At 47.3% G+C, this 24532-nt stretch carries 28 protein-coding genes; 1 reads left to right on the forward strand and 27 read right to left on the reverse strand.

Annotated features, from left to right (window positions below; translation table 11 throughout):
• Positions 1-3: 3 nt before the first annotated feature.
• The 27 genes from recN to G9G54_RS08585 all read right to left on the reverse strand — a co-directional run bounded on the left by recN (position 4) and on the right by G9G54_RS08585 (position 23116).
• On the reverse strand, positions 4-1722 hold the full coding sequence (recN, locus tag G9G54_RS08455; protein ID WP_165177299.1) for a DNA repair protein RecN: 1719 nt from the start codon (positions 1720-1722) through the stop codon (positions 4-6).
• Between the two features lie 58 nt (positions 1723-1780).
• Positions 1781-2230: a transcriptional regulator AhrC/ArgR gene (ahrC, locus tag G9G54_RS08460; protein ID WP_013310809.1), complete on the reverse strand. Its 450-nt coding sequence runs from the start codon at positions 2228-2230 to the stop codon at positions 1781-1783.
• 16 nt (positions 2231-2246) lie between these two features.
• Positions 2247-2723 (reverse strand): hypothetical protein, encoded by a 477-nt coding sequence (locus G9G54_RS08465; RefSeq protein ID WP_165177301.1) that lies wholly within the window; start codon positions 2721-2723, stop codon positions 2247-2249.
• A gap of 155 nt (positions 2724-2878) precedes the next feature.
• Entirely contained in the window at positions 2879-3730 is an 852-nt protein-coding gene (locus G9G54_RS08470; RefSeq protein WP_165177303.1) for a TlyA family RNA methyltransferase, read from the reverse strand.
• 76 nt (positions 3731-3806) lie between these two features.
• Complete coding sequence (gene dxs / locus G9G54_RS08475; RefSeq protein WP_165177305.1) at positions 3807-5705, reverse strand: 1-deoxy-D-xylulose-5-phosphate synthase; 1899 nt, start codon at positions 5703-5705, stop codon at positions 3807-3809.
• Positions 5706-5812: 107 nt separating this feature from the next.
• Positions 5813-6736 (reverse strand): polyprenyl synthetase family protein, encoded by a 924-nt coding sequence (locus tag G9G54_RS08480; protein WP_165177308.1) that lies wholly within the window; start codon positions 6734-6736, stop codon positions 5813-5815.
• Positions 6708-6968, reverse strand: a complete 261-nt coding sequence (gene xseB, locus G9G54_RS08485; protein ID WP_013310814.1) for an exodeoxyribonuclease VII small subunit — start codon at positions 6966-6968, stop codon at positions 6708-6710. The genes G9G54_RS08480 and xseB overlap by 29 nt, the downstream gene beginning before the upstream one ends.
• The gene (gene xseA / locus G9G54_RS08490) at positions 6958-8322 is read right to left on the reverse strand and encodes an exodeoxyribonuclease VII large subunit (RefSeq protein WP_165177310.1); all 1365 of its coding nucleotides are present in this window, start codon (positions 8320-8322) and stop codon (positions 6958-6960) included. The genes xseB and xseA overlap by 11 nt, the downstream gene beginning before the upstream one ends.
• Positions 8323-8334: 12 nt before the next feature.
• On the reverse strand, positions 8335-9192 hold the full coding sequence (gene folD / locus G9G54_RS08495; protein ID WP_165177312.1) for a bifunctional methylenetetrahydrofolate dehydrogenase/methenyltetrahydrofolate cyclohydrolase FolD: 858 nt from the start codon (positions 9190-9192) through the stop codon (positions 8335-8337).
• A gap of 37 nt (positions 9193-9229) precedes the next feature.
• The gene (nusB, locus tag G9G54_RS08500) at positions 9230-9679 is read right to left on the reverse strand and encodes a transcription antitermination factor NusB (RefSeq protein ID WP_165177314.1); all 450 of its coding nucleotides are present in this window, start codon (positions 9677-9679) and stop codon (positions 9230-9232) included.
• A 135-nt stretch (positions 9680-9814) separates the two neighbouring features.
• Complete coding sequence (locus G9G54_RS08505) at positions 9815-10048, reverse strand: DUF2273 domain-containing protein (protein WP_023989248.1); 234 nt, start codon at positions 10046-10048, stop codon at positions 9815-9817.
• 15 nt (positions 10049-10063) lie between these two features.
• A complete protein-coding gene (gene amaP / locus G9G54_RS08510; RefSeq protein WP_013310819.1) occupies positions 10064-10603 on the reverse strand; it encodes an alkaline shock response membrane anchor protein AmaP in 540 nt (179 codons plus the stop codon).
• A gap of 73 nt (positions 10604-10676) precedes the next feature.
• On the reverse strand, positions 10677-11090 hold the full coding sequence (locus G9G54_RS08515; protein WP_013310820.1) for an Asp23/Gls24 family envelope stress response protein: 414 nt from the start codon (positions 11088-11090) through the stop codon (positions 10677-10679).
• 125 nt (positions 11091-11215) lie between these two features.
• Positions 11216-12559 carry an acetyl-CoA carboxylase biotin carboxylase subunit gene (accC, locus tag G9G54_RS08520; protein WP_165177316.1) on the reverse strand — a complete coding sequence of 448 codons (1344 nt, stop codon included), beginning with the start codon at positions 12557-12559 and terminating at the stop codon, positions 11216-11218.
• Between the two features lie 60 nt (positions 12560-12619).
• Positions 12620-13111, reverse strand: coding sequence for an acetyl-CoA carboxylase biotin carboxyl carrier protein (accB, locus tag G9G54_RS08525; protein WP_039270944.1), 492 nt, complete (start codon positions 13109-13111; stop codon positions 12620-12622).
• Between the two features lie 138 nt (positions 13112-13249).
• Complete coding sequence (locus G9G54_RS08530; protein ID WP_165177318.1) at positions 13250-14074, reverse strand: SpoIIIAH-like family protein; 825 nt, start codon at positions 14072-14074, stop codon at positions 13250-13252.
• A 62-nt stretch (positions 14075-14136) separates the two neighbouring features.
• Positions 14137-14778, reverse strand: a complete 642-nt coding sequence (spoIIIAG, locus tag G9G54_RS08535) for a stage III sporulation protein AG (protein ID WP_029517255.1) — start codon at positions 14776-14778, stop codon at positions 14137-14139.
• A 16-nt stretch (positions 14779-14794) separates the two neighbouring features.
• The gene (spoIIIAF, locus tag G9G54_RS08540; RefSeq protein ID WP_165177320.1) at positions 14795-15565 is read right to left on the reverse strand and encodes a stage III sporulation protein AF; all 771 of its coding nucleotides are present in this window, start codon (positions 15563-15565) and stop codon (positions 14795-14797) included.
• A gap of 39 nt (positions 15566-15604) precedes the next feature.
• Positions 15605-16795 (reverse strand): stage III sporulation protein AE, encoded by a 1191-nt coding sequence (gene spoIIIAE / locus G9G54_RS08545; protein WP_165177322.1) that lies wholly within the window; start codon positions 16793-16795, stop codon positions 15605-15607.
• Positions 16796-16807: 12 nt separating this feature from the next.
• On the reverse strand, positions 16808-17197 hold the full coding sequence (spoIIIAD, locus tag G9G54_RS08550; protein ID WP_039270937.1) for a stage III sporulation protein AD: 390 nt from the start codon (positions 17195-17197) through the stop codon (positions 16808-16810).
• Positions 17198-17205: 8 nt separating this feature from the next.
• Positions 17206-17409 carry a stage III sporulation protein AC gene (gene spoIIIAC / locus G9G54_RS08555; RefSeq protein ID WP_010345636.1) on the reverse strand — a complete coding sequence of 68 codons (204 nt, stop codon included), beginning with the start codon at positions 17407-17409 and terminating at the stop codon, positions 17206-17208.
• Between the two features lie 12 nt (positions 17410-17421).
• Entirely contained in the window at positions 17422-17940 is a 519-nt protein-coding gene (gene spoIIIAB / locus G9G54_RS08560) for a stage III sporulation protein SpoIIIAB (protein WP_029517252.1), read from the reverse strand.
• On the reverse strand, positions 17933-18928 hold the full coding sequence (gene spoIIIAA / locus G9G54_RS08565) for a stage III sporulation protein AA (protein ID WP_165177324.1): 996 nt from the start codon (positions 18926-18928) through the stop codon (positions 17933-17935). The genes spoIIIAB and spoIIIAA overlap by 8 nt, the downstream gene beginning before the upstream one ends.
• A gap of 410 nt (positions 18929-19338) precedes the next feature.
• Complete coding sequence (locus G9G54_RS08570) at positions 19339-20592, reverse strand: aspartate kinase (protein WP_165177326.1); 1254 nt, start codon at positions 20590-20592, stop codon at positions 19339-19341.
• Between the two features lie 196 nt (positions 20593-20788).
• Positions 20789-21346, reverse strand: a complete 558-nt coding sequence (gene efp / locus G9G54_RS08575) for an elongation factor P (protein ID WP_029517249.1) — start codon at positions 21344-21346, stop codon at positions 20789-20791.
• A 33-nt stretch (positions 21347-21379) separates the two neighbouring features.
• Complete coding sequence (locus G9G54_RS08580) at positions 21380-22453, reverse strand: M24 family metallopeptidase (RefSeq protein ID WP_165177328.1); 1074 nt, start codon at positions 22451-22453, stop codon at positions 21380-21382.
• An 81-nt stretch (positions 22454-22534) separates the two neighbouring features.
• Positions 22535-23116 (reverse strand): YqhR family membrane protein, encoded by a 582-nt coding sequence (locus G9G54_RS08585; RefSeq protein ID WP_165177330.1) that lies wholly within the window; start codon positions 23114-23116, stop codon positions 22535-22537.
• Positions 23117-23401: 285 nt separating this feature from the next.
• Between G9G54_RS08585 and G9G54_RS08590 the strand changes: the two genes are divergently transcribed.
• Positions 23402-24403 carry an ABC transporter substrate-binding protein gene (locus G9G54_RS08590; protein WP_165177332.1) on the forward strand — a complete coding sequence of 334 codons (1002 nt, stop codon included), beginning with the start codon at positions 23402-23404 and terminating at the stop codon, positions 24401-24403.
• The last annotated feature ends 129 nt before the right edge of the window (positions 24404-24532 follow it).

The raw sequence follows: 24532 nt of genomic DNA on the forward strand, positions 1-24532 counted from the left end.
TTTTCAGGCTTTCTTTCCTTCCGCCAAATTCAGCATTTCCTGTGCGTGATGCAAAGTTTTTTCGGTAATTTCCACGCCGCCCAGCATCCGTGCCAATTCCTTGATACGCCCATCCTCCGTAAGTCCCTCAATTTGAGTCATGGTCCGTCCATCATGGACATTTTTCTCAATAAGGTACTGATGATCTGCCATACATGCCACCTGTGGCAAATGAGTAATGGAAAAGACCTGACAAACGGAAGATAAACGATATAGCTTCTCGGCAATGGATTGAGCTGCACGACCACTCACCCCGGTATCCACCTCGTCAAAAATGAGTACTGGAATTTGATCATGACGCGCAAAAATACTTTTCATCGCCAACATGATACGTGATAGCTCACCGCCTGAAGCGATCTTACCAAGTGGACGTAATGGCTCACCTGGATTGGGGGATATAAGAAATTCCGCATTATCAATGCCCTGCTTGGTAGGTCTTACCTTCAGACCTTTATACTCATATCCGCGTGGATCTTCAATTGGATCAATGCGCACCTTGAGTGACGTTCTTTCCATCTGCAGGTCTTTTAACTCCTGCTCCACTTGCTCTGCAAGCTCTTCAGCACAAATTTCGCGTGCTTCTGTAAGCTCTTCCGAAATCTCAAGCAAATCGGAAAGCAGCTCGTCCCGTTTTGCAATGAGCTGCTCCAACCGCTCATCTTTATTTTCCAGCAGATCGGTTTCCTGCTCAATACGGCTATAGTATTCCAAAATCTGCTCTATACTATCACCATATTTTCGCTGTAATCCGGTAATTTGATTCAAACGTTGCTCCACTTCATGCAGCTTGCCTGGATTAAATTCAATATCCTCACGATAAGAACGTAATTGGAATGCTGCGTCCTCCAACTGGTAAAAAGCAGACTGAATCTGCTCCGCAATGGGCTGAAGGTTTTTGCTGTCATAGCTTTGGACATCGTTTAATCTGGACAACACGTTATTGATCGTATCCAGTCCACCTCTGCCGCTTAGCAGTTCGTATGCTCCTGATATCCCATCCATCATTTTCTCACTATGGGATAGCTTGACCCGTTCCTCTGCCAATAATTCATCTTCTCCCAATTTCAACTCCGCCGCAGCGATCTCTTCTAATTGAAATCGGTACATATCCAAAAGCTGATAAGCCTTTTGACTGGAGCTTTGCAGTTCTCTTACTTCTTTTTCCGCTTTGACAAAAGCATTGTAACGCTCCCGATAAAGCGTTTTGACCGGACCGATGACCGAATCACCGAACGTATCCAGCAGCGCCAGATGGCGATCTGCACGTAGCAGGCTTTGATGCTCATGTTGCCCGTGGATATTGACGAGTTGCTCACCTACCTCACGCAGCATCGTTAAATTAACCATCTGGCCGTTAATTCGAGAAGAGCTTTTCCCTTGAACCGTAAGTTCGCGACGAATCAGCAAATGCTCCTCCGCATTAGCCTTAATCCCTTGTTCCTCAAGTGTAATCCAAACTGGATGTTTTACCGGCAGTTCAAATAAGGCTTCCATCTCTGCTTTATCACAACCGTAACGCACTAAATCAGCAGAGCCCCTACCGCCTGCAATCAGCCCAAGCGCATCGATAATAATGGATTTACCAGCACCTGTTTCCCCGCTCAACACATGAAACCCTTTATAAAAATGAACATCGACGGCCTCTACAACCGCCAAATTCCGTATAGACAAAGTGACCAGCATCGTTCTTTCACCTCTATGATGTACAAATTAAAACGCCTAATATGCGTAGCCATTATAATTAGGAAATGTAGCCCATAAGACGATTCACGATAGCTTCGCTGTTTTCTTCCGATCGGCAAATAATCAAAATGGTATCATCCCCGCTAATCGTCCCCATGATCTCGGACCATTCAATATTGTCCAATAAAGCAGCAATCGAGTTGGCTGTTCCCGGCAGGCATTTCATCACAATCAGATTGGTTGTGTAGTCAATATGCAAAAAGTTATCGACCAACGTACGTTTCAGTTTCTGGGCCGGATTGTAACGTTGATCTGAAGGCATCGAATATTTATATCTGCCATCGTCCATTGGAACCTTGATGAGCAGCAACTCCTTGATATCACGCGATACGGTCGCCTGCGTGACCTGAAAACCAGCCTTACGCAATGCTTCAACCAGATCATCCTGCGTCTCAATCTCATGTTGTGAAATAATTTCCCTAATTTTAATATGTCGTTGACCCTTCATATAATCCTCCTATGGATTAACCTTCATATTCCTCTTCTTCGAGGTCTTCCACTAATGTAATAAGGCGAATACTTCGCTCGTCCGTATCAACGTACAATACACCCGCGCAACCCGGATAGAGCAATAAATACGGCATGAGCCTGTCCCTTAAATCAGGACCACTCCACTCCATTGGTTTCTTGCGGCGTGACGTTTTGACCATATATGTCGAACCGTTTCGTACAGCCACGTAGTCTAAAAACAAACGGCTATACACGGTATGTCCATTCACTTTAAAAGCAAGCGGTATTTTCATCTTCCCGCCCACTACTTCATATCCTGCTTCTTCGAGTAGGTCTGTGACAGGCCCTTCGTCCAAGTCCTCGTTAATCGGTATCGTCTTTAGCACAAGCGGCCCTGGCTCCTTCAACCAGGCACGTAGGCTATACAAAGCCCATATCCCTAATATCACCCCGATCACAGCGATGATAACCGTATCATATCTTGTGTCCATGGACCGATCACCTCATGGACATATTCTAGGACAAGATGTAAAATCCCTTTTCCTTTGTACATCTCATTATAGGCGAACGTGAGTTCTATAATCAATCCCTCACACCAAAAAGAGGTTCCCTTAAGTTCACAGAACTCATGGAGAACCCCTGAATGTTACTTACGCGATGGACCATTATTAAAAGTCTGACCTGCTTCCTGAACGGTACGTTCAATCAGTGGTCTGAAATCCATCTTCTCCAGCTGCGATTCTGCAACAGGAAGCCCATCCAAACGCCAATGCGCTAAAAATTCAATATTGCCTTCTCCACCTGTAATAGGCGAATAAGCCAAACCTTGCAGCGTAAGTCCAAGCTCATGTGCAAACATCAGAATGGTCTGCAACACTTCTTTATGCGTAGCAGGATCACGGACCACACCGGATTTTCCGACCTTTTCGCGTCCAGCTTCGAATTGCGGCTTGATTAGAGCTACAATATCAGCAGGTTGATGCAACAAAGCAAGCAACGGGGGCAAAATAATACGTAATGAAATAAAGGAAACGTCAATACTAGCGAAATTCGGCACGGAACCATTCAAATCCGCGGGTGTCATATATCTGAAATTCGTTTTCTCCATTACGCATACTCGTTCATCATTACGAAGGGACCAATCCAGCTGATTATAACCCACATCAATGGCGTATACGTATTCAGCTCCATGCTGAAGCGCACAATCCGTAAAACCTCCAGTGGACGAGCCAATATCCAGCATTGTCCTGCCCTTCATATCCAGCTCAAATTGACGGATGGCCTTCTCCAGCTTCAATCCTCCACGGCTTACATACGGATGCACCGAACCCTTAACTTTAAGCTCGCTGGCGCGTGGTACCTTCATCCCCGCCTTCTCGATCCGTTCGCTGTCCGCCAGCACTAGCCCAGCCATAATCGCAGCTTTAGCTTTTTCACGGCTTTCAAAAAAGCCTTGTTCTACAAGTAATACATCAATGCGTTCCTTCGGAACAGACATGTTAATCTCCCTTTAGGCAGCCAGGCTGCTCTTGTCATACTTTTTATAAACGTCATGGTCTTCACTTCAAGTTACCCTATACGGATTGTCCCATGCCATATGCCGGCTCAGCAGCCCATTTACGCAGCTTTAAGCATACATCTTCAATGGTAAGACCTACTTCAGCACGCTGCTCTTTGATGGAGCCATGCTCCACGAACAGATCGGGAATCCCCATTAGGCGCACCTGTGCCTCTTGTATTTCGGCTTTAGCGTAAAATTCCAGTACAGCGCTACCCAAGCTTCCTGCTTCAGAAGCTTCTTCCAATACGATCAGCTTCGTATGCTGACGAGCCAGCTCACGCAACATATCCTCGTCCAAAGGCTTCAGGAAACGGGCATTCACGACGCCCACTTGCAAACCTTCCCGTTTCATCGCCTCCACAGCCTCTGTCGCCACCTGGAGCATCGGTCCTGATGCGATTACAGCAAAGCCCTCGCCTTTACGCAGGAGCTCCCAACTGCCGATGGGAATAGCCTGTAATTCTTTATCCATCGGCACGCCAACCACATTAACACGCGGGTAACGATAAGCAATTGGACCATCTTCATAGTCGAGTGCTGTTTTCATCATATGGCGTAGCTCGTTCTCATCCTTTGGCATCATAAGCACAAGATTGGGGATATGACGCAAGAATGCCACATCAAACACGCCATGATGAGTTTCCCCGTCAGCCCCAACAAAACCTGCACGGTCAATCGCAAACATTACGTTCGCATTATGACGACAGATATCATGCACAATCTGGTCATAAGCACGCTGCATAAAAGTGGAATACACCGCAAACACCGGCTTCATTCCTTCCATTGCCAACGCAGCACACATGGTAGCTGCATGCTGTTCAGCAATGCCGACGTCAATCATACGGCTAGGAAACTCTTTACTAAACGGTACCAGTCCTGATCCACCAGGCATAGCAGGCGTGACCGCAACGATGCGCTCATCCTGCTCAGCCAACTCAATCAGCGTTCGGCCGAAAATTTCCGTATACATCGGATTACCTACAGCTTTGAGTACCTGACCCGATTCAATTTTGTAGGGACTGATTCCATGCCATTTGTGTGAATCTGCTTCCGCAGGTTTATAGCCCTTGCCCTTGGTGGTTACGACATGCACCAATACAGGGCCAGTGACATTATCAGCCTGCTGGAAGGTTTCGATTAGCTTCGGCAAATCATGTCCGTCCACTGGACCGAGATACGTAAGTCCCAGTTCCTCAAACAGTACACCAGGCACCATCATATATTTAAGACTGTCCTTGACACGGCCAGCCGATTTGGCAAGTTTACCGCCGATCGCGGGTATTTTTTTCAGCAAAACTTCCAGCTCATCTTTTGCTCGCAAATAATGACGGTCCGAGCGGATTTTACTCAAATAATTATGCATGGCCCCTACATTAGGTGCTATGGACATTTCGTTGTCATTCAGAATGACCATTAAATTTTTGCGCTCATGACCGATATGATTCAACGCTTCGAAGGCCATCCCCCCAGTCAACGCTCCGTCTCCGATCATTGCAATGACTTTATTGTCCTCGCCCTTCAAATCTCGAGCCAAGGCCATTCCCATTGCCGCCGACAGAGAAGTGCTGCTATGACCGGCTTCCCAAACATCATGCTCGCTCTCACTTCTTTTTACAAAACCACAAAGTCCATCACGCTGACGAAGTGTATCAAAACGGTCCATTCGCCCTGTCAATATTTTGTGTACGTAGGCTTGGTGCCCAACGTCATAAATCATCTTGTCCTTTGGACTGTTATAGCAATAATGCAGGGCGATCGTGAGCTCAACCACTCCCAGATTCGATGCCAGATGCCCCCCAGTCACGGACAGCTTCTCAATCAAAAAGCTCCTGATTTCCTCGGCTAGAGAAGCCAACTCCTCAACCGACAGTGATTTCAGATCGCCTGGTTGCTTTATGTGTGGAAGCAGCACGCATATCTCCCCGCTTTCCTTCAAGTTTGTGTGTAAAGTTAACAAGTATTATATCACACTTTTTAATTGTGCTTAAACGCAGATAAGTCAAAACAGCTCTAACGCAACTAATGATCACGCTTCATCAGATAATCCGCTATCTCCAGCAAACGAGAAGAATCGGGAATACCGCTCTCTGTTATCACTTTTTTAGCAGATGCGGTGAGTTCCTCCACCTGCCGCAAAGATGCGTCCATACCAATGAAATACGGATAGGTAACCTTCTCCTGCTCAACATCACTTTGCGTTTTCTTACCCATTTTGCTCTCGTCGCCTATGAGGTCCAGTATATCGTCCTGTATCTGAAAAGCCAGCCCCAAGTCTCGTCCAAAGCGGCGAAGCGCCTCTAATTGACTCTTGTTCGCCCCACCAATCCGTCCACCTGCCAAGAGCGAGAAAATAATCAAATCAGCAGTTTTATGAAGATGGATATATTCCAGTTCCTCGATCCCCGTCATTCCTTGCTCGCCTGACATATCGGCGACCTGTCCGCCTACCATGCCCCGCGCGCCACTCATTTCGGACAAATCCTCAACAATGGACAACAGCGAATCGGATGAAACACCGTGACGTCGTCCTGCTTGCACAATGCTGTAAAAGGCATGGGTCAACAAAGCATCACCCGCAAGGACGGCAACCGCCTCGCCGTATACCTTATGATTCGTCAGCTTACCTCGCCGATAATCATCATCATCCATGGCTGGCAAGTCGTCATGAATGAGAGAGTACGTATGTACCATTTCTACCGCACATGCCACTGGCAACGCAGCTTCCCTGCTTCCACCGAATGCTTCAGCAGCAGCGATCACAAGCAGAGGCCGCAGCCGTTTTCCGCCTGCGGTGAGTGAATAATTCATAGATTCTCGAAGAACATCGGGAATGTTCCAATCGGCCGGGAACTGCTCGGTCAGTGCAGACGAAACCGCATCCGCCGTTCCGGTCAAATATTCCTTGAACGACGGTCTATTCAAGCCCTTCACCGCCGTTTTCATCTAATCCGCCGCCAAAAGGCTTCTTGCGCAAATCTCCATCCTCTTCCACGATCATTTCAATTTTACGTTCAACCTGCTCCAGCTTTTGACTGCAAAGCTGAGACAGCTTCATCCCCCGCTGGAACAAATCAATGGCTTGCTCCAGAGGAACGTCTCCATGCTCCAGTTGTCCGACAATTTCTTCAAGAGCGGCCATAGCCGCTTCAAAATTCAATTCCGTTTCATTCGCCACCGTGCTTCGCGTCCTCCTTCATTCCCCATACTTGGCAGTCCAACTGCCCATCACTCACTTTAATCTTGATGGAATCTCCCGGCTGTACGTCTTTGAGCGACTTAATCAGCCGTTTCTCCTGCTCATCGTATACCAAGCTATAGCCTCGGGCCATGACTTTGAGTGGGCTCAGCGCATCCAGCTGACGAATTCCCGTGTGCAACTGCTGCCGTCCCGTTTTCGTAATAGCACGCATCGCAGACTCCAGCTGACGTTGCGCCATATCCGCCTGCTTGCGTGCCGAACGAATTTGTTCACGTGGATTAAACCGCTCTAGTACCTGACGCATACGTGCATTCTTTTCTGCGTTTAAGCGTGAACGGTTACCCACTGCGCGGATTAGCCGCTGATGCAGCATGTCCATTCGCTCTGCATGCTGTAGCATATAGCGGCGTGGGTGCAGCAGGACTGGTGAACGCTGAAGCCTCACCAAGCGTTCACGGCTGGTTTCCAGCCGCTGCCGGAGGGCGTTGCGCAGGCGTTGCTCACGCTGGAGCAGCTGATCCCGTAGCTCTGCCTGATTAGGCACAGCCAACTCAGCTGCTGCGGTTGGCGTTGCTGCACGCAAGTCAGCCACAAAATCGGCAATGGTAAAATCCGTTTCGTGTCCAACTGCCGAAATAACCGGAATGACCGATGCGTAAATGGCGCGCGCAACCGCTTCCTCATTAAACGCCCACAGTTCTTCCAACGAGCCACCTCCCCGTCCGACGATCATCACCTGAACCTCTTGCATACGATTCATAGCTTCAATTGCCTTGACAATCGAGGGTGCGGCACCTTTTCCTTGTACAAGCACAGGATACAACACAATTCCAGCCTGCGGGTATCGCCGTTGAAGGGTCGTAATAATATCACGCACAGCCGCTCCGGTCGGTGACGTAATCACGCCAATGGTTGCCGGATGGGCAGGGAGATTACGCTTACGAGCAGTATCAAACAGTCCCTCTGCATCCAGCTTTTGCTTGAGCTGTTCGTAAGCCAAATAAAGGCTTCCTATACCATCAGGCTGCATTTGAGTCGCATAAAACTGATATTGTCCATCTCGTTCGTACACGGATACGTTTCCCCGGGCAATAACACGCGTACCTTCTTTCGGTACGAAGGGAAGCCGCTGATTATGGGTTGCAAACATAATCGAACGTATGCGGCTCCCCTCATCCTTGAGCGTAAAGTACATGTGACCACTCGAATGATGCGTAAAATTAGAAATTTCCCCGCGTATCCATACATCAGACAGCACCTGATCCGATTCCAGTTTCATCCGGATATAACGATTCAGGTCCTTTATAGAGTAAATACGTTGTTCAGCCATAGGCAGCTGCCCTTATGCCAAACCGTGCGACCGCTTGGCCGCTACAAGCGTATTTTGCATCAGCATCGTAATCGTCATCGGGCCTACTCCGCCGGGAACAGGCGTAATCGGACCAGACACTTGCTTCACGCTCTCAAAATCAACGTCCCCCGCCAGCTTTCCGTTCTCCAGACGGTTCATCCCCACATCTATCACAACCGCTCCGGGCTTCACGAACGAAGCATCAATAAAGTTGGCTTTGCCGATCGCAACGACTAAGATATCCGCTTTTCGACTTAGATCCCCGATATTCGCTGTACGGGAGTGGCACATCGTAACCGTAGCATTTTCACGTTGCAACAATAAAGACACTGGCTTGCCTACGATATTACTGCGACCAATAACTACCGCATGTTTACCAGCAATCTCCACTCCAGCACGCTTGATTAACTCAATGACTCCAGCAGGAGTACAAGGCAATAGACTATCGTCACCGATGACCAAATTCCCTACGTTCACCGGATGGAATCCATCCACATCCTTCTCCACTGCAATCGCGTCAATGACAGCTTTTTCATGAATATGCTTTGGCAACGGCAGTTGAACCAAAATCCCATGGATAGTACTTTGATGGTTCAGCTTGTCCACTAGTTTCAGTAATGCTTCCTGAGAAGTATCTGCTGCCAACCGGTGAACCTCTGAGTAATAGCCGAGATCATGGCACGCCTTTTCCTTGTTTTTAACATACACCTGTGAAGCGGGATCTTCGCCTACCAATACAACAGCCAGTCCCGGTTGAAAGCGTTGCTCTTTCAGACGAATGACCTCTTGCTGAATGCTTGCGCGAATATCCTGAGAGATTTGTTTACCATCAATGATCGGTGCTGACATGTTTAACCACTCTCCAACCTGATTCAGTAGTCTCTACTTAAAAACGTGTTTTCAATTGCTCCAGTTCTTGAATCACTCGTCCCAGTACACCATTAACAAATTTACCGGATTCCTCGGTACCAAAGTGCTTCGACAACTCAATCGCTTCATTAACAGCTACCTTGGCTGGAACATCCTCACGGAAAATCATCTCATATGCCGCAAGTCTCAAAATTTGACGATCTACACGTGAAAGTCTGCTGATCTGCCAGCCTTTAAGATAATCCACCAACAGCCCATCAATGGCTTCCTTGTGCTCCCACGTACCCCGCACATGCTCTAAAACATACGCTCTTAACACTGCCGCGTCTTTAACGACAACTTCCGCTTCGTTTTCCTCAGCGGCTTCTTGAAGCAACATGTCCACGGCTGCTGCCGCATCCACTTCATTCATTTCCATATGGTACATACTCTGTACCGCTAATTCCCTCGCCAGACGTCTTTTCATGCCCTGCCTCCTACGCTTGCCTATATCTATTTTTCATTCTAACCAATTTCCACAAAAAAACCTGTGAACGCATCCTCCAAAACGTTGGGCGCAAAGAAGCTACAGCTCTATTTTGGAGAACACGTATCACAGGGTTCATTTAAAAGGACGCCAACGCTGCGACAACCAATCGCCCCATTCCTTCCAAGGGAGAAATGAACCAAGCGCTGAATCGCTACGTCTTCCTAGCGTATATCCGATGAACACCATCAATGCAAAGAACAACATATTCCAAAAGCCTGCCCACAAATAAATAAAACCGAAAAAAATACCAGCCGTGATCCCCATGATCCGGCCCTTGTAACTTCCCCATATTTCTTTCCAGGGCATCAGGGAAAATCACCTCTATTCCACACGACTCTTAAAGCTGGGTGACTGAGAAACATTAGCGATGTACACCGACACATTGGACACAGGAATTCCTGTAATTTCTTCCACATGATCGTGTACCCCCTTTTGTACCTCGGAGGTTAACACCGGAATGGAGCTTTCCCCGTCTACAACCGCCCGAATCGTAATATCAAGTCCCGATTCCAACACGCGAACGCGTGCTTTCAAATCCTGCATCCCGCGAAATCGGGAAGCTGCTTTGAGGCACAGATTTTCAATGGTGTCCACTGAAATCTGAATGTCACCATATTCCGTTCGTTGATCAATAGAATGCTGTACGGTTTGGTTCCGTCGAATAGAGATATAAAAAAAACGAAGACTCAATAACAACAGAACCCCTGCAATAATCAGGCTGGTGAACCACACCACTCGCTCATCCTCAATACTTAAAACATACGGAATGGCCCCGCTCAGGAGGAGGATGGCGAGAATGGAAATAATTCCGATACTTAAGCTGTACAAGAACAGCAGAAGTCTGTCCATAACTTTAGCCACGAAACGCACAGCCTCCTTAAATTAGAGTAAACCCTCGACCCATAAGGGTCGGGGGTTTGTACAAAGTATCGCTCTATTTAACCCGTCCGGCGCCCAGCACTTCCGGCTCTTCTACTTTTTCAGCATTTTTGAATTGAACATCATGAATTTGCACGTTCACTTCAACAACGTTAAGACCTGTCATGTTCTCAATCGAACGCTTAACATTATGCTGAATAGCAGCAGCCACCTCAGGCAGACGGTTACCGTACTCAATAATGACGGAGACGTCTACAGCAGCTTCACGCTGTCCGACTTCCACTTTTACACCTTTAGATAAATTTTTGCGGCCTAGCAGTTCGGCAAACCCACCAGCAAATCCGCCACTCATTCCCGCTACGCCTGGTACCTCAACGGTAGCCAGTCCGGCAATGACTTCAATAACTTCTGGGGCGATTTGAATCTCCCCAATTTCTGTACGTTCGAATTCGGTTGGCACTGTGCTCATACCTTCAACACCTTTCGGTCAAAATAAGTTTCATTCCAGCTTTGGATTTCAAAGCAGACATGCTCACTTATTATCCATACTATATCATTTGGCGTTCATTATGACAAACTGAGGAAATATACCGATTAAACTTCGTTTTCCTCCAAAAATTTAATATCAAAATCGCCTCTAATAAAGGTCGGATGCTCTAGCAAGCGCTGATGAAAAGAAATCGTTGTGGGTATGCCCTCAATAGCAAACTCAGACAAAGCCCGCTTCATTTTGGCAATTGCATCTTGCCGTGTAGGTGCCCACACAATCAGCTTGGCGATCATAGAGTCATAATAAGGAGGAATGCTATAACCTGGATATGCTGCGCTGTCTACCCGTACTCCAGGACCGCCTGGAGGCAGATAAAATCCGATTTTACCCGGTGCAGGCATAAAATTGCGATCCGGGTCCTCAGCGTTAATACGGCATTCTATCGCCCAACCATTGATGGTGACTTCTTCCTGCGTAAAGGAAAGCGGATGTCCTTCAGCGACAGAAATCATTTCCTTAATCAGGTCTACACCGGTAATCATTTCTGTTACGGGATGTTCTACCTGAATACGTGTATTCATTTCCATGAAATAGAAATTATTGTCCGGGCCGAGCAAAAATTCGAGAGTACCTGCACCAGAGTATTGAACGGCCAAAGCTGCGCGAACAGCTGCCTGACCCATTTCTTCACGGACATCCTGCGATAGTACAGGACATGGTGCTTCCTCCAACAACTTCTGACGACGACGCTGAACAGAGCAGTCCCGTTCGCCCAAATGGGCAACATTACCATGCTTGTCCGCTATGATCTGTATTTCCACATGTTTCATACCGGTCAAATATTTTTCTAGGTACACACCCGCGTTGCCAAATGCTTTTTGCGCCTCCTGCTGAGCGGTAGTAATTTGCTGAATAAGGTTATCCTCATCTTCGGCGATACGAATACCTTTACCTCCACCACCTGCTGTGGCCTTGATAATTACCGGATATCCAATATCACGTGCGATGCTGATCGCATCCTGCAAATCCTCAACCAGCCCGTCTGAACCCGGAATAACCGGAACTCCGGCATCCTTCATGGTCTGCTTGGCTACGGCCTTATCTCCCATTTTGTTAATGGCTTCAGGAGAAGGACCAATAAACGTAATATTACACGATTCGCAAATTTCAGCGAAGTCTGCGTTTTCCGCCAAAAATCCGTAACCTGGATGAATGGCATCACATTCAGTCAATGTAGCAACGCTCATCAGGTTCGTAAAATTAAGGTAGCTGTCCTTAGATAGCGTCGGTCCGATACAGTAAGCCTCATCTGCGAGACGCACATGTAACGAATCCTTGTCAGCTTCCGAATATACGGCAACTGTCGAAATATTCATCTCGCGGCAAGCGCGAATGATACGAACCGCAATTTCTCCACGATTTGCAATCAATACTTTTTGAAATGTCATGACTTTACCTCCCTGGGAGCAGTCTTGCCGAACCCTCAAAAGAGGGTTCAAACAAGCTCTTTACTCCGGTTTCACAAGGAACAATGGCTGGCCATACTCGACCAACTGTCCGTTTTCGGCCAAAATTTCCACAATTTCGCCCTTCACTTCAGCTTCCAGCTCATTCATCAGCTTCATCGCTTCAATGATACATACCGTTGTTTTTTCGCCCACTTTGCTGCCAATACTCACATACGGAGCCGTATCCGGGGATGAAGAACTATAGAAAGTGCCTACCATCGGAGATACGATTTTATGTAGATTGCTTGCATATTCCCTCGGTTCCCCAGCAGTTGCAGGTCCAACATCGGACTGTACTTGTGGATTTGGAATAACAGCTTGTGGTGCCACTGCATAAGTAGGTGTTGCCACAGGAGCCTGTACCGTAACGATCTCGCTTTTGCCAGGTTTTCGGATCAACAGGCGAGTTCCTTCATTTTCAATTTCAAGCTCATGCACAGACGTTTCATCCACCAGCTTGATCAATTCCTTAATCTCGCTTAATTTAAACATCTCTATTAATCACTCCTTCAGCATTTTGCCGGTTGCTGATTACATTGTTGAAACAGCTTTATGTATTATATCACAATCATTAAAAATAGAAAGAGCCCGGAATAATGCAGAAATCCGGGCTTTTTCGCGTTTTTTGTCTTATTGTGTAACATACTGGACACTGATCTTATCCTGCGATACGTTCAGTTCCTTCATGACTTTATCAACAATTGTTACCGCTTGCTTAGCATCCAATTTTTCACTCAGAACCACTACTTTGTATTTATCAGCATCTTCCTCACGGACGACCGCATTGGCGAACTGCTGCTGAAGCTCTTCTTCGATTCCAGTAATTTTAGCCTGCTTATCTTCAAGTACATGTAATTCCTTTTGAGCCTCCGCGGCTTTCTTTGGTGTGCTGTCGTTCATTGCGGTAGTCAGTTCATCATTTTTCTTCTGATTTTCCACGTCCCGTTCCAGCAAATAGTTGTCAATCACAGCTGCTGCTGTAGGTTGGGCAGCTTGATCGGTTGCCACTTGATCCAGTACCTGCTGGTCGGTTTTGGCTGTAGAGGCTGCTTTGTCGTCACTTTGTGCTGTCGCGTCCGTCTTAGTCGCAGTTGTGTTTTGATCGGATGTCGCTGGTTCAGTAGTAGGGGTAACTGCCGTATCTTTATCGCCTTTTGAGTTTTCTGTTGCTGGGTCAGTTGTGGAAGCCGTATCCGATTTTGTGGAAGTTGCTGATGCTCCATCAGTTACTTCTCCATTCGTCACTACTTCATTTACCTTCAGTTCTTTCAATTGTTCCTCTGCCTTCGTCGTTGCTTCCTGTGCGGCATCCTGCTTAACCTTGCTCACTTGCTCACTATCGGCTACTGGTGGATTGGCAGGGCTTGAGTCCTCCGTAAACAAATAATACGCAGACAGCACGACCATTAAACTCAGCATGGACACCAGCCAAACGGTTTGTCTTTTGTTATTCATGTTCCGTCCTCCATATTCATTAATGGTTTAAAATATAAACTTCTTTGCTCTTAAATTCCAAATTACCCCTGTTTGCGCGGTACGACTGAAATTTTGTAGGAAGGTACATTTAGTCCCTTCTGTACAGCATCGACAATTAGCTGCTTCACTGTAGGGTTTTCTGCCCCCATAGCCACAACAAGCACTCCCCTCACCTGCGGTTTTACTTTTTTTGTCACAATCGGGGTGTGCTGGCCACCTGATGACTCATAGGTGACAATCTCGCCATCACGTGTATATTGAGTAGTGTGCCGTTGTCCGCCATTGGCGTCCGTCTCGTTGTTCTCTTCTTGCATGTCCTTTACATTGCGTTGAACGATAACTTCTTCGGTGGAATCTACCGTAACCATGACATCGACGGTTCCTACGCCAACAATCTGCTCCAGCATCTGTTTCATATTGTCCTCAAAAACCTTCTCGATCCCGGCAAAGGAACTTTCTTCACCTGTTGTTGTCTCTAACGTAGGCTCATTTTTCATCACGCCAGGCGGCTCACGGCCTACGTTTTCTGGATCAACCTTTTTCACATTAACGAATGAATTAAAAAGCATGATCGCTACACCGATAAGGCCAAGTATAAGCAGCCAACGAAATGAGTTGAATCTTTTCGCCCCATCCGCCCCTCCACCCAGCCATTGCTCCAGCTTTTTCAGCCATTTGCTCATTTCTGCTCACCTCCTGTTACCATTCATGTGTTCCATCCTGCGAAGAAACCACCTGAACATTTTTGCTGTCTATCCCCCATTTTTCACGTAGAAGTCCTGTAATTAGGCCAAAAGCTTTCGTATCCGTTGGCTTTCCGTCCTCAGCAGTTTTATCAGGATTACGATCATCTTCTCGTGTTCCTTCATTAAGTTCTGAATTTTTTGTATGTGTCGGTTCCACACGAATATTCACTGTCTTTTCGACTACAGGCTCCACCATTATCGGCTTGGCATCTGCACCAGGCGAGCCCTCTGTGTTGTTCTTTTCTTTTTCTGGCTGCTGCTCTGCCAATTTGACCACTACCGACTGGACACCCGTTCCTGCCTCCAGCTCCGATTCCTTCTGTTGAATCTTTGCAAGGGTAACCTGGACCGACTGAATTGCTAACCCAGTATATTGTTCCAACTGTCCTTTCATTTCCTTAGCTACCTCTTTGCCGGCCCATTGCATGGAGCTTTGTTCTTGCTGTTGCTTCAACTGGCTGCCTTTTGCTAAAATCTCCTCCAATGTCGGTTCCCTCTTGCCTGTCTCAGCCTGACGTTGAAGATCCAATGCTCGCCCTAGAACCTCGGAGGGGCTGCTGCTCAGTAAGCGTACGACCGGAGACAGCAACGTCAGCAAAATAAGCAGGCTGAGAACGAGTTTGACATACCTTTCCATCGATCGGCTCGGTAAGATCATATCGACAAAAGAAGCCAGCAACACGATTAGCACCAGTTCCTTAAGCCAGCCTCCCAGCCAGGTCACGTCACTCCCCTCCCCCCTTGTTGGTTTACATGCATTGGTTCACCTCATCATGACCGTCATATTGCCTGCTGCGAGCATGACTGTAATCGCAAGGAAGGACATTAATCCCACTGCCGCCAGCGCCGCGAAAACATAAATCATGCTCTTGCCGATGGCATCCAGACATTCCACGATAGGCGTATCACCCAAAGGCTGCATGATCGCTGCTGTCACTTTATAAATGAGAGCCAGTGTTAGAATCTTGAGAGCGGGAAAGGCGCACAGGAACAAAATAATAATGACTCCTACCAGACCAATGGCATTTTTAACGAGCAGCGAAGCCGAAATGACTGTATCTGTCGCATCTGCCAACGCCTTGCCGACCACCGGAACAAAGCTACCCGTAATATATTTGGCTGTGCGGATCGTTAATCCGTCAGTAACTGACGAAGTCAAGCCTTGTACCGAAATGACTCCCAGAAATATGGTCAGCAGCACTCCCAGCACTGCTACTCCAGCGTTCCGCATCAGATCGGCTAGCTGGGTCAGTTTGTATTTGCCCGTCAGCGAGTTGACCAAGTACAGCACAGCCGAGAAGAACAGTAGCGGGAAAACCAGCGTATGAACGACTGTTCCGACTGTGTTGATCATAAATACAATCAGCGGGTGGGTCACCGAAACTGTTACGACGTTACCCATCGAGGCTAACATGGTAAACAGCAAGGGCAACATTGCCATCATGAAGTGAATCATGCTATCAATCGCTTCTTTGGCATAACCAATCGCTACACTAAAGCTATTAATCGCCAGAATGATAATGACCATGTATACGATAGCGTAGGCCACTTTGCTGACCTGTTTGCTTTCAAAAGCGCTTTGCAGCGTTTCCAGCACCATACTCATAATGCTGAGCATGACGATGGTGACGAGCAACTTGGCATTTACTCGGATTTCATGGATGAAAAAATCAGCTATAGCGCTCAATACACCCTTTATGCTGAATCCTTCACCGCCTGGAAGCAGCATGTCCATGAAGGAAGGCGTTTTCTGATCAGGGAAAAATCCGCCGTATTCCTGCATGAGCCCGTCCCAATAATGTTCTACTTCATCTTTGGGCATTTGCTCCGCCTGCTGTCTGATCCATTCGTTAGTCGGTGTATCTGCAAAGAGGACCGCAGCTGAGGCACACCAAAGACATAGCAACAACATCGCAATTACTTTGAGACTCGGCATGCCCCCTAGCCTTTTCATGGCATCACCCCCTCAGGCGGGCATCAGCTTCAGAATGGTATCAATAATAATGCTGATAATCGGGATTGCGAGCACCATAATGAGTACCTTTCCAGTAAGCTCAATTTTGGAAGCAATCCCGTCTTGTCCTGCATCCCGAACGATTTGCGCTCCAAATTCAGCAATATAAGCGATACCGATTATTTTCAATACGGTTTTAAAATAGATCATATCCATGCCTGAAGACCGAGCCAGTCGCTCCAGTACAGAAACCACAGATCCGATCTTGCCAATCAGCAGCAAAAAAATGACGATTCCCGCAGCTGTTGCAATCAAAAAGGCAAACATCGGCTTCTGTTCCTTAATGACTAAAATGAGGACTGTGGCAATGAGGGCGAAGCCCACCACCTGAATGATTTCCATGTGTCCACCTACTGAAAAAGAAAGATAGATTTGATCTCTTGCAGAAGGTTATCCAGCATTCGCACCACCATGAACAGGACCACGACGAAACCGATGACCGTTACCCAGTGGGCCATGTCTTCTTTGCCCATTTGCTTTAATACGGTATGAATCATAGCGATAATAATGCCAATTCCGGCAATCTGGAAAATCGCGTTCACTTCTAAATTCATTCGAGCACCCCGCTAATAGATCAATATGACGATCAATGCTCCGATCAGCAGTCCCAGGCTCCTGCTCATACGCTCGTACCTCACCTGATCTGCCTGCGCCTGCGCTTCCTCATGGGATAACTGCTGGATGGTCAGCGCAATGTGCTTGATCTGGTCTTCACGGTCGCTGGTTCCAAGACTGTAAGCAAGCTGCCGCATCGCTTCCTTCTCGGCTTGCTTCATAGAGGAACGGCTCCACGAGTCTTCAATGGCTTTATGCAAGCTTTCTCTGGCAGTCAGGCCAAAAGAGGGGTGCATCCAGCGTGAGGCTTGCTGAAACAGAGTGCGCAGCGGCTCTCGCAAGGGCTCTCCTGTCTTGGCGAAAGCATCTGGTAGCGGAGACACCCCGTAGGAAACCTCGGTGGTCAGTCTTTGCAGCGCAAGAATCAACTCCCTGATTTGCCGCGGCCTCATCGCAAACTGCCTTGCCCGCTGCCAGCCTGCCAGCGTAGCGGCCAGTATAACCAAGGCGGCACCCAGCAACTTAAGCATAGGAGATGCCCCCATTCTGCCCTTCTCCAGGCAGTGTAATCCTGCGTTGCTTGGCATCTGCCAGCCGGAATGAGACGCCCCGGCTCGTCCGCTCCAGCATGACGTAGAGTTGAAACAGCTCTTGCCCTGTAGTTAATCCAGCAAAAGCAGGCCGGGTCGCCATTTCAGCCACATCGCGACCATGTGCGGAAGCAATGACTGCAATGCCTGCATGAAGCGCTTCGCGCACCGCCTCCGCATCTTCCGGTCGTCCGATTTCATCAACAATGAGGACATCCGGTGACATCGAGCGGACCATCATCATCATGCCTTCTGCTTTCGGACATCCGTCCAATACATCGGTGCGAGGCCCGACATCAAAACCGGGGATACCTTTGTGACTGCCAGCGATCTCAGAGCGTTCGTCTATAATGCCTACCTTGAGTCCATTCCGTCGCCCCCCATTGCTTTCCATCCCTCCGTAACTGAGTTGCCGAGCCAAGTCCCTAAGCAGTGTCGTTTTGCCATGCTGAGGAGGGGACAAAATGAGGGTGTGCCGGATTTTCCCGGACATTCGATCTGCTACATAAGGCAATATCCGATCAGCTATGCCGGGAATTGCACGAGCAATTCTTACATTAAAGCTGCTTATATCCCTCAAATGTTCCACTCGTCCTCGGTTGAGCACGGTTCTCCCTGCCAAGCCAATACGATGACCGCCAGGGATCGTAATAAACCCTTTACGAAGCTCCTCTTCCATGGTATACAGGGAATGATTGCTGATAAAATCCAGCAGTCGGTGGGCATCCTCACGGTCAGGCTTATAGGCTTCCACATGGTTCAAAGTCAGCCGACCCGCAGACGTTACAAAATGATGATCACCATTTGCATTAATTTCCAACGGCCTTCCTTCCCTGACCCGGATTTCTTCCAGTTGCTTAAATACCGTTTCCGGAAGCCTTCCGAGTATACCGTGCAACGGTTCGGGAAATAACTCCAGCCATTCCATACCGATGCCGCCCCCTCACAGTTGTCCTTTTTCTTTAAGACAAGTCTATGGTTGACTCTCGCTTTTTATGCCGAAAATATATTGAAAACCTAGGCAAACTTTTGCTAACTCCTATCAACGCTCAACAGACCTTTCCCCCGCTTGTTAAAGCACCATTCTCTAATTCGCACAAATAAAAAGGGCCTCTCAAAGCCTTGTCGGCTAAGGGATACCCTTGGGTAGAAAAGATAGATTCAGCAAAAAAGAAGCTGCCCCTCAGTTTAACTCTCACTGATGGAACAACCTCTTAACCTACTGCTGTATTCTATGATTTATCAAACTATAAATAGAGGACTTATAATGTATCAACCTTTACCTGTCATAGCATCGTTCACATTAGACATATTCATGTCTAGATCACGTTGCAGTTATTAACGACGGTCTTGCGGTCCACCCACAAAAGCTTGCTCCTCGGTGTCCAGGTTATAAGCTGTATGCAACGCCTGAATAACCTCATGAAGCTTACCCGCTTCAATTACACACGATACTTTGATTTCAGATGTGCTTACCATTTTAATGCTAACGCCTTGCTCTGCCAGTACGGCAAACATTTGCGCAGCAACACCTGGATGGCTAACCATTCCTGCACCTACAATGGATACCTTCACCAGGTTTTCCTCAGACGTTACTTCACGGTATGGAAGCTCTCCACGAATACCTTCCAGCGTCTTCAGTGCTGCTTCACGATCCGTCAGAGCTACTGTAAAGGAGAAATCCGCTTTACCAGCTTCGACCCCGCTCTGTACAATAATGTCAACATCAATTTTAGCTGCCGCCAGTGTTCCGAATACTTTCGCCAGTACACCGGGGATATCGGCGACGCCCAAAATACTGATTCTTGCTACATTTTTATCATATGCAATCCCACTGACTACAACGCCCTGTTCCATTACTGCATTCTCCTTTACGACCGTTCCTTCATTATGGTTAAAACTGGACCGCACAATCAGCGGTACCCGGTTATGTTTGGCATATTCTACCGCACGAGGATGCAATACAGCTGCACCCAGATTGGCTAATTCCAGCATTTCATCATATGAAATTTCTTTTAGCTTACGAGCAACTTTTACGATCCGTGGATCTGTTGAATATATACCGTCCACATCCGTGTAAATTTCGCAGGCATCCGCTTGAATCGCCGCCGCCAGCGCAACGGCCGTCGTATCAGAGCCACCACGTCCCAGCGTCGTAATGTCTCCCTCTGCAGACATCCCTTGGAAACCAGCTACAACAACGATCTTATTGCTGCTCAGTGCATCCAGCACACGCTGAGGTTGAATGTCCGTAATTCGTGCTCGACCAAAGTCAGATTCAGTACGGAAACCAGCCTGCCATCCCGTAAACGATACCGCTTCATGACCCAACTGCTGAATAGCCATCGACAATAAGGCGATTGAAATTTGCTCACCTGTCGTCATCAACATATCCAGCTCACGTGCAGGCAACTGCTCATTCAACAATTTGGCCTGGTCAATCAGTTCGTCTGTCGTGTCTCCCATTGCGGAAACGACCACTACACATTGATGCCCTTCACTCTGTTTCTCAACAACGCGTTTTGCCACGCGCTTCATGCGCTCCGTGTCACCGACGGAACTGCCTCCGAATTTCATGACATACAAAGACAACGTTATTCACTCCCTCAGACTCAACAGTATGTAACCTTGAGATGGCACCAAACGACTGAACGTGACATCCTGCGGCATAACTTTAGTACAGTATAATACGAAAGTGCTGTGTGGAGCCAATGTTTTTTAATATTAGTGCTTATAAAAATATCCCCTGCCCTTAACAAGGACAGAGGAAATCTAAAAGTTGCAAATTTTATGCGCGAGACATGTATTTGCCATCACGTGTATCAATCAACAATACGTCATCTTGGTTAATGAACAAAGGAACTTGAACATTCAAACCCGTTTCCAGTTTGGCATTTTTGGTAGCACCTGTAGCCGTATTACCTTTAATGCCTGGCTCTGTTTCGATTACTTTCAGTTCCACGCTTGTAGGCAGGTTAATACCCAGAATTTCGCCGTTATAGCTGACGATATTTACATTCATGTTTTCTTTCAGGAAGTTAAGCTCCCATTTCAGTTGATCGCTGGACAATGTGAATTGATCATATGTTTCATTATCCATGAATGTATGGTCGTCTGCACTAGCGTACAGATAGGACACACCACGATTTTCGATTTGCGCCCGACCGATCGTTTCACCCGCACGGAATGTACGTTCAACGGTGTTACCGTTACGCAAGTTTTTCAACTTGGAGCGTACGAATGCAGCACCTTTACCCGGTTTTACGTGTTGGAAATCCAGCACCGTAAAAATATCTCCGTCTACCTCGACGGTCAAACCTGTTTTAAAATCATTAACGTTAATCACTAAAATACCCCTCCTACAGGACTGTTATCGTTATTAAACGACTGTAAATTCTTTGCTCGAATGTGTTAATACTTTGATGCCGCTATCTGTAATAACGATATCATCCTCGATCCGTACACCGCCCAATCCAGGGACATAGATACCTGGCTCGACCGTTACTACCATACCCGGCTCCAGAATATCATCACTCGCCTTCGACAGACGTGTAGATTCATGTACTTCAAGACCCAGACCATGACCTGTACTGTGCCCGAAATTGTCTCCATAGCCATGGCTCGCAATAATATCCCGGGTCAGTGCATCCGCTTCACGGCCTGTCATGCCCGGCTTAATATGTTCGAGTGCGTGAAGCTGCGCCTTAAGTACAATATCGTAGATTTCGCGCAACTGAGGCGCCAAATCCCCTTGTGTAGCCACTGTACGTGTCAAATCGGAGCAGTAGCCATCCAGCAACGCACCAAAATCAAACGTAATCAGCTCGCCTGCTTGTACTAACTTAGCACTGGCTACGCCATGAGGCAATGCCGAACGAACCCCGGAAGCCACAATTGTGTCAAATGAAGAGGATGTAGCTCCCTGCTTGCGCATGAAGAATTCCATTTCCAGATCCAGCTCACGCTCGCTGACACCTGGCTTGATGTAAGGTAAAATGTGTGCAAATGTAGCATCTGCCAAATCCGCTGCCCGCTGCATCACTTCCAGCTCTTCTGCATCCTTGTACACCCTTAACTTCTCCACAATGCCCGACACCGGAACCAGTGAAATAGGTGACAAATCTTCGCTGTAAGCTTTATGCGTCGCAACAGTTACAGCGTCTTGCTCGAAGCCTGTTTCGCTGATCTGATGGGAAAACAGCAATTCTTTCACCGTTTCCATGACCTGTGCAGCGTGCTGCACCACCGTGAAGCCTTCGGCTTGTTCGGTCGCTTGCGTCATATAGCGAAAGTCAGTCAGCAAATAGCTATGGGATTCCGTAATCAGCACATAACCCGCCGAACCTGTGAAGCCTGTCAAATATCGACGATTGACAGGGCTAGTAATTAGCATAGCCCGCAGATTATGCTCGCCCAGCGCCTGCCGCAGCTTTAACACCCGGTCATTCTTCATCTTTCATTCCGCTCCCCTCTGTCAAATAACCAAATGCTATTTTAACACAGGGAATAGGCGCTTGAGAAGTTTTTGTTACGTTCAGCCCTCAGCTTTCTCAGGCTCGCGCTTTCTTTCATCCGTATACTCGACAGCAACGGTATATCCGATAAATAGTCCCCACAGCATAAACACACAAATTTCCGTATATAAGGAATTCCATGTTAACCGATTAGGAGCATTCATCATCCCTAGCTTAGGACCTGTTAATACAAATAAAACAACCCACCAAATCAGGCCATATACAATTCCGGGTAAAGGGCCCTTAAATCTGCGCAGCAACAGAGTGTACACCAGTGAAGCAACGACAGATAATGCAATAAAAAACAGTAGCCCTACCAGATGCCCCGCCATGGTGTTCATAAACGAATGCTTGAAAAAAGGCTCTGAGAGAAAGCCAGGCGCTACTACCGTAAAGTGCAACTTATAAAACAGCCAGCGCAGCAATCCCCAGAGCAAACCCGCAAAAAAACCCAACTCAAGTGCAAAAGGAATGAGAGGCGTATGTATTTTGCCAGACTGCTGCCTGCCTCTACCACTGTCGTTATGATTACGTTGATCCTGAGATTCGCGAGACTGCTCCTGTTCATGGCCTATCTTGGGTATAGAGTAGGTTTCACTCATGTTGTTTAATCCCCTTTCAAGATGCAAACTTTTTTCATGGTAAAGACTATTGCAATGAAGATACATGTACTTCCATCGGATTCTGCATTCCCATTTTGCTAGGTAGTATGCTCAAAAGGAGGATCGTTTAACAATGAACCGGAATGCAGAATAATAGCAGCTTACCAGTTAAGCGTTCGGACCCGTTTTTTGCATTGACAAAATTTCAATCCTTTATCATAATATAATGATGAAAATGATAATCATTATCATTTTCCAAAAACATATATACGGGAGAATGCTTCTATGAAAAAGGGACTCATTGGCATTTTATTATTGATGGTTTTTACGCTCACTTTGGCAGGTTGCGGAGCAGCCGACAAAGCATCGGATAAAGATCAGGCACCCACGTCGGGTAGCAAACCGACTGACACAGCGACCGGTCCTGTGACGGTAAAGCATAATCGTGGTGAGATCACGCTCGACAAGCCCGCACAGCGTGTCGTAGTACTGGAATGGACATTTACAGAGGATTTGATTGCATTGGGCGTTCAGCCGGTTGGTAATGCTGACAATGCCAACTACAAGGTGTATGTGACACCGGAGGCGGCTCTGGACAGCAGCGTGGTCGATGTCGGTACGCGTAACGAGCCGAACCTGGAGGCGATTGCTGCATTGAAGCCGGATCTGATCATTTCCAATGTTGATGGGAATGAAGCTATCTATGATCAACTCAAGGCCATCGCTCCGACGATCGAATATAATCTGAACGATGGTAACGGCTACGATCATGATAAAATGGTAGAAATTTTTAATAGCATCGCAGTAGCTCTTGGAAAAGAAGACAAAGCTAAGCAGGTGCTTGCCGAACTGGATCAGCATTATGCTGAAGCCAAAGAAAAGCTCGCCGCTGCTGGCAAGTCGGATTATCACTATATACTGACACAGGCTTTCACTTCGCAAAATGCGGCCAGCCTCCGTATGTTTTCGGATAATTCAGTCGTCGTGGCAACACTGGCGAAGATCGGTATGATTAATGATTGGAAACCGAGCAAAGTTGAACAGTATGGCTTTTCAACTGTAGGCATTGAAGCTCTGTCTGCCGTTCAGGATAGCAACTTTATCTATATTGTGCAGCCGGACGATAATGTTTTCGGTGCACCCATGAAAAATAATTCGGTTTGGAACGGTCTGAATTTCGTTAAAGAAAAACGTACCTATTCACTGAGCGGTACGACATGGACATTTGGCGGTCCTCTCTCTTCAAAAGGGCTGGTTGACCAGGTTGTTGGGGCGATTACAAAATAAGTTGTTTCCAAATCTTCATTCGGTTTTATAATGATTAGCATTTATGTGAGCAGTCTGACGCTCCATAAATGCTTTTTTTATAAGCCTGTGGTTACACCAGTTTCAACTAACTAGATATTCCCTTCCAAA

Origin of the sequence: Paenibacillus sp. EKM212P (genome assembly GCF_011066115.1) — a bacterium.
GTDB lineage: Bacteria > Bacillota > Bacilli > Paenibacillales > Paenibacillaceae > Paenibacillus > Paenibacillus polymyxa_B.

What these genes read in the sequence shown, in the direction of transcription:
- recN (WP_165177299.1), bottom strand. Translation starts at nt 1,722, where the DNA reads ATGCTGGTCACTTTGTCTATACGGAATTTGGCGGTTGTAGAGGCCGTC.
- ahrC (WP_013310809.1), bottom strand. Translation starts at nt 2,230, where the DNA reads ATGAAGGGTCAACGACATATTAAAATTAGGGAAATTATTTCACAACAT.
- G9G54_RS08465 (WP_165177301.1), bottom strand. Translation starts at nt 2,723, where the DNA reads ATGGACACAAGATATGATACGGTTATCATCGCTGTGATCGGGGTGATA.
- G9G54_RS08470 (WP_165177303.1), bottom strand. Translation starts at nt 3,730, where the DNA reads ATGTCTGTTCCGAAGGAACGCATTGATGTATTACTTGTAGAACAAGGC.
- G9G54_RS08480 (WP_165177308.1), bottom strand. Translation starts at nt 6,736, where the DNA reads ATGAAAACGGCGGTGAAGGGCTTGAATAGACCGTCGTTCAAGGAATAT.
- xseA (WP_165177310.1), bottom strand. Translation starts at nt 8,322, where the DNA reads ATGGCTGAACAACGTATTTACTCTATAAAGGACCTGAATCGTTATATC.
- folD (WP_165177312.1), bottom strand. Translation starts at nt 9,192, where the DNA reads ATGTCAGCACCGATCATTGATGGTAAACAAATCTCTCAGGATATTCGC.
- nusB (WP_165177314.1), bottom strand. Translation starts at nt 9,679, where the DNA reads ATGAAAAGACGTCTGGCGAGGGAATTAGCGGTACAGAGTATGTACCAT.
- G9G54_RS08505 (WP_023989248.1), bottom strand. Translation starts at nt 10,048, where the DNA reads ATGCCCTGGAAAGAAATATGGGGAAGTTACAAGGGCCGGATCATGGGG.
- G9G54_RS08515 (WP_013310820.1), bottom strand. Translation starts at nt 11,090, where the DNA reads ATGAGCACAGTGCCAACCGAATTCGAACGTACAGAAATTGGGGAGATT.
- accC (WP_165177316.1), bottom strand. Translation starts at nt 12,559, where the DNA reads ATGACATTTCAAAAAGTATTGATTGCAAATCGTGGAGAAATTGCGGTT.
- accB (WP_039270944.1), bottom strand. Translation starts at nt 13,111, where the DNA reads ATGTTTAAATTAAGCGAGATTAAGGAATTGATCAAGCTGGTGGATGAA.
- G9G54_RS08530 (WP_165177318.1), bottom strand. Translation starts at nt 14,074, where the DNA reads ATGAATAACAAAAGACAAACCGTTTGGCTGGTGTCCATGCTGAGTTTA.
- spoIIIAG (WP_029517255.1), bottom strand. Translation starts at nt 14,778, where the DNA reads ATGAGCAAATGGCTGAAAAAGCTGGAGCAATGGCTGGGTGGAGGGGCG.
- spoIIIAE (WP_165177322.1), bottom strand. Translation starts at nt 16,795, where the DNA reads ATGAAAAGGCTAGGGGGCATGCCGAGTCTCAAAGTAATTGCGATGTTG.
- spoIIIAD (WP_039270937.1), bottom strand. Translation starts at nt 17,197, where the DNA reads ATGGAAATCATTCAGGTGGTGGGCTTCGCCCTCATTGCCACAGTCCTC.
- spoIIIAC (WP_010345636.1), bottom strand. Translation starts at nt 17,409, where the DNA reads ATGAATTTAGAAGTGAACGCGATTTTCCAGATTGCCGGAATTGGCATT.
- spoIIIAB (WP_029517252.1), bottom strand. Translation starts at nt 17,940, where the DNA reads ATGCTTAAGTTGCTGGGTGCCGCCTTGGTTATACTGGCCGCTACGCTG.
- spoIIIAA (WP_165177324.1), bottom strand. Translation starts at nt 18,928, where the DNA reads ATGGAATGGCTGGAGTTATTTCCCGAACCGTTGCACGGTATACTCGGA.
- G9G54_RS08580 (WP_165177328.1), bottom strand. Translation starts at nt 22,453, where the DNA reads ATGAAGAATGACCGGGTGTTAAAGCTGCGGCAGGCGCTGGGCGAGCAT.
- G9G54_RS08585 (WP_165177330.1), bottom strand. Translation starts at nt 23,116, where the DNA reads ATGAGTGAAACCTACTCTATACCCAAGATAGGCCATGAACAGGAGCAG.
- G9G54_RS08590 (WP_165177332.1), top strand. Translation starts at nt 23,402, where the DNA reads ATGAAAAAGGGACTCATTGGCATTTTATTATTGATGGTTTTTACGCTC.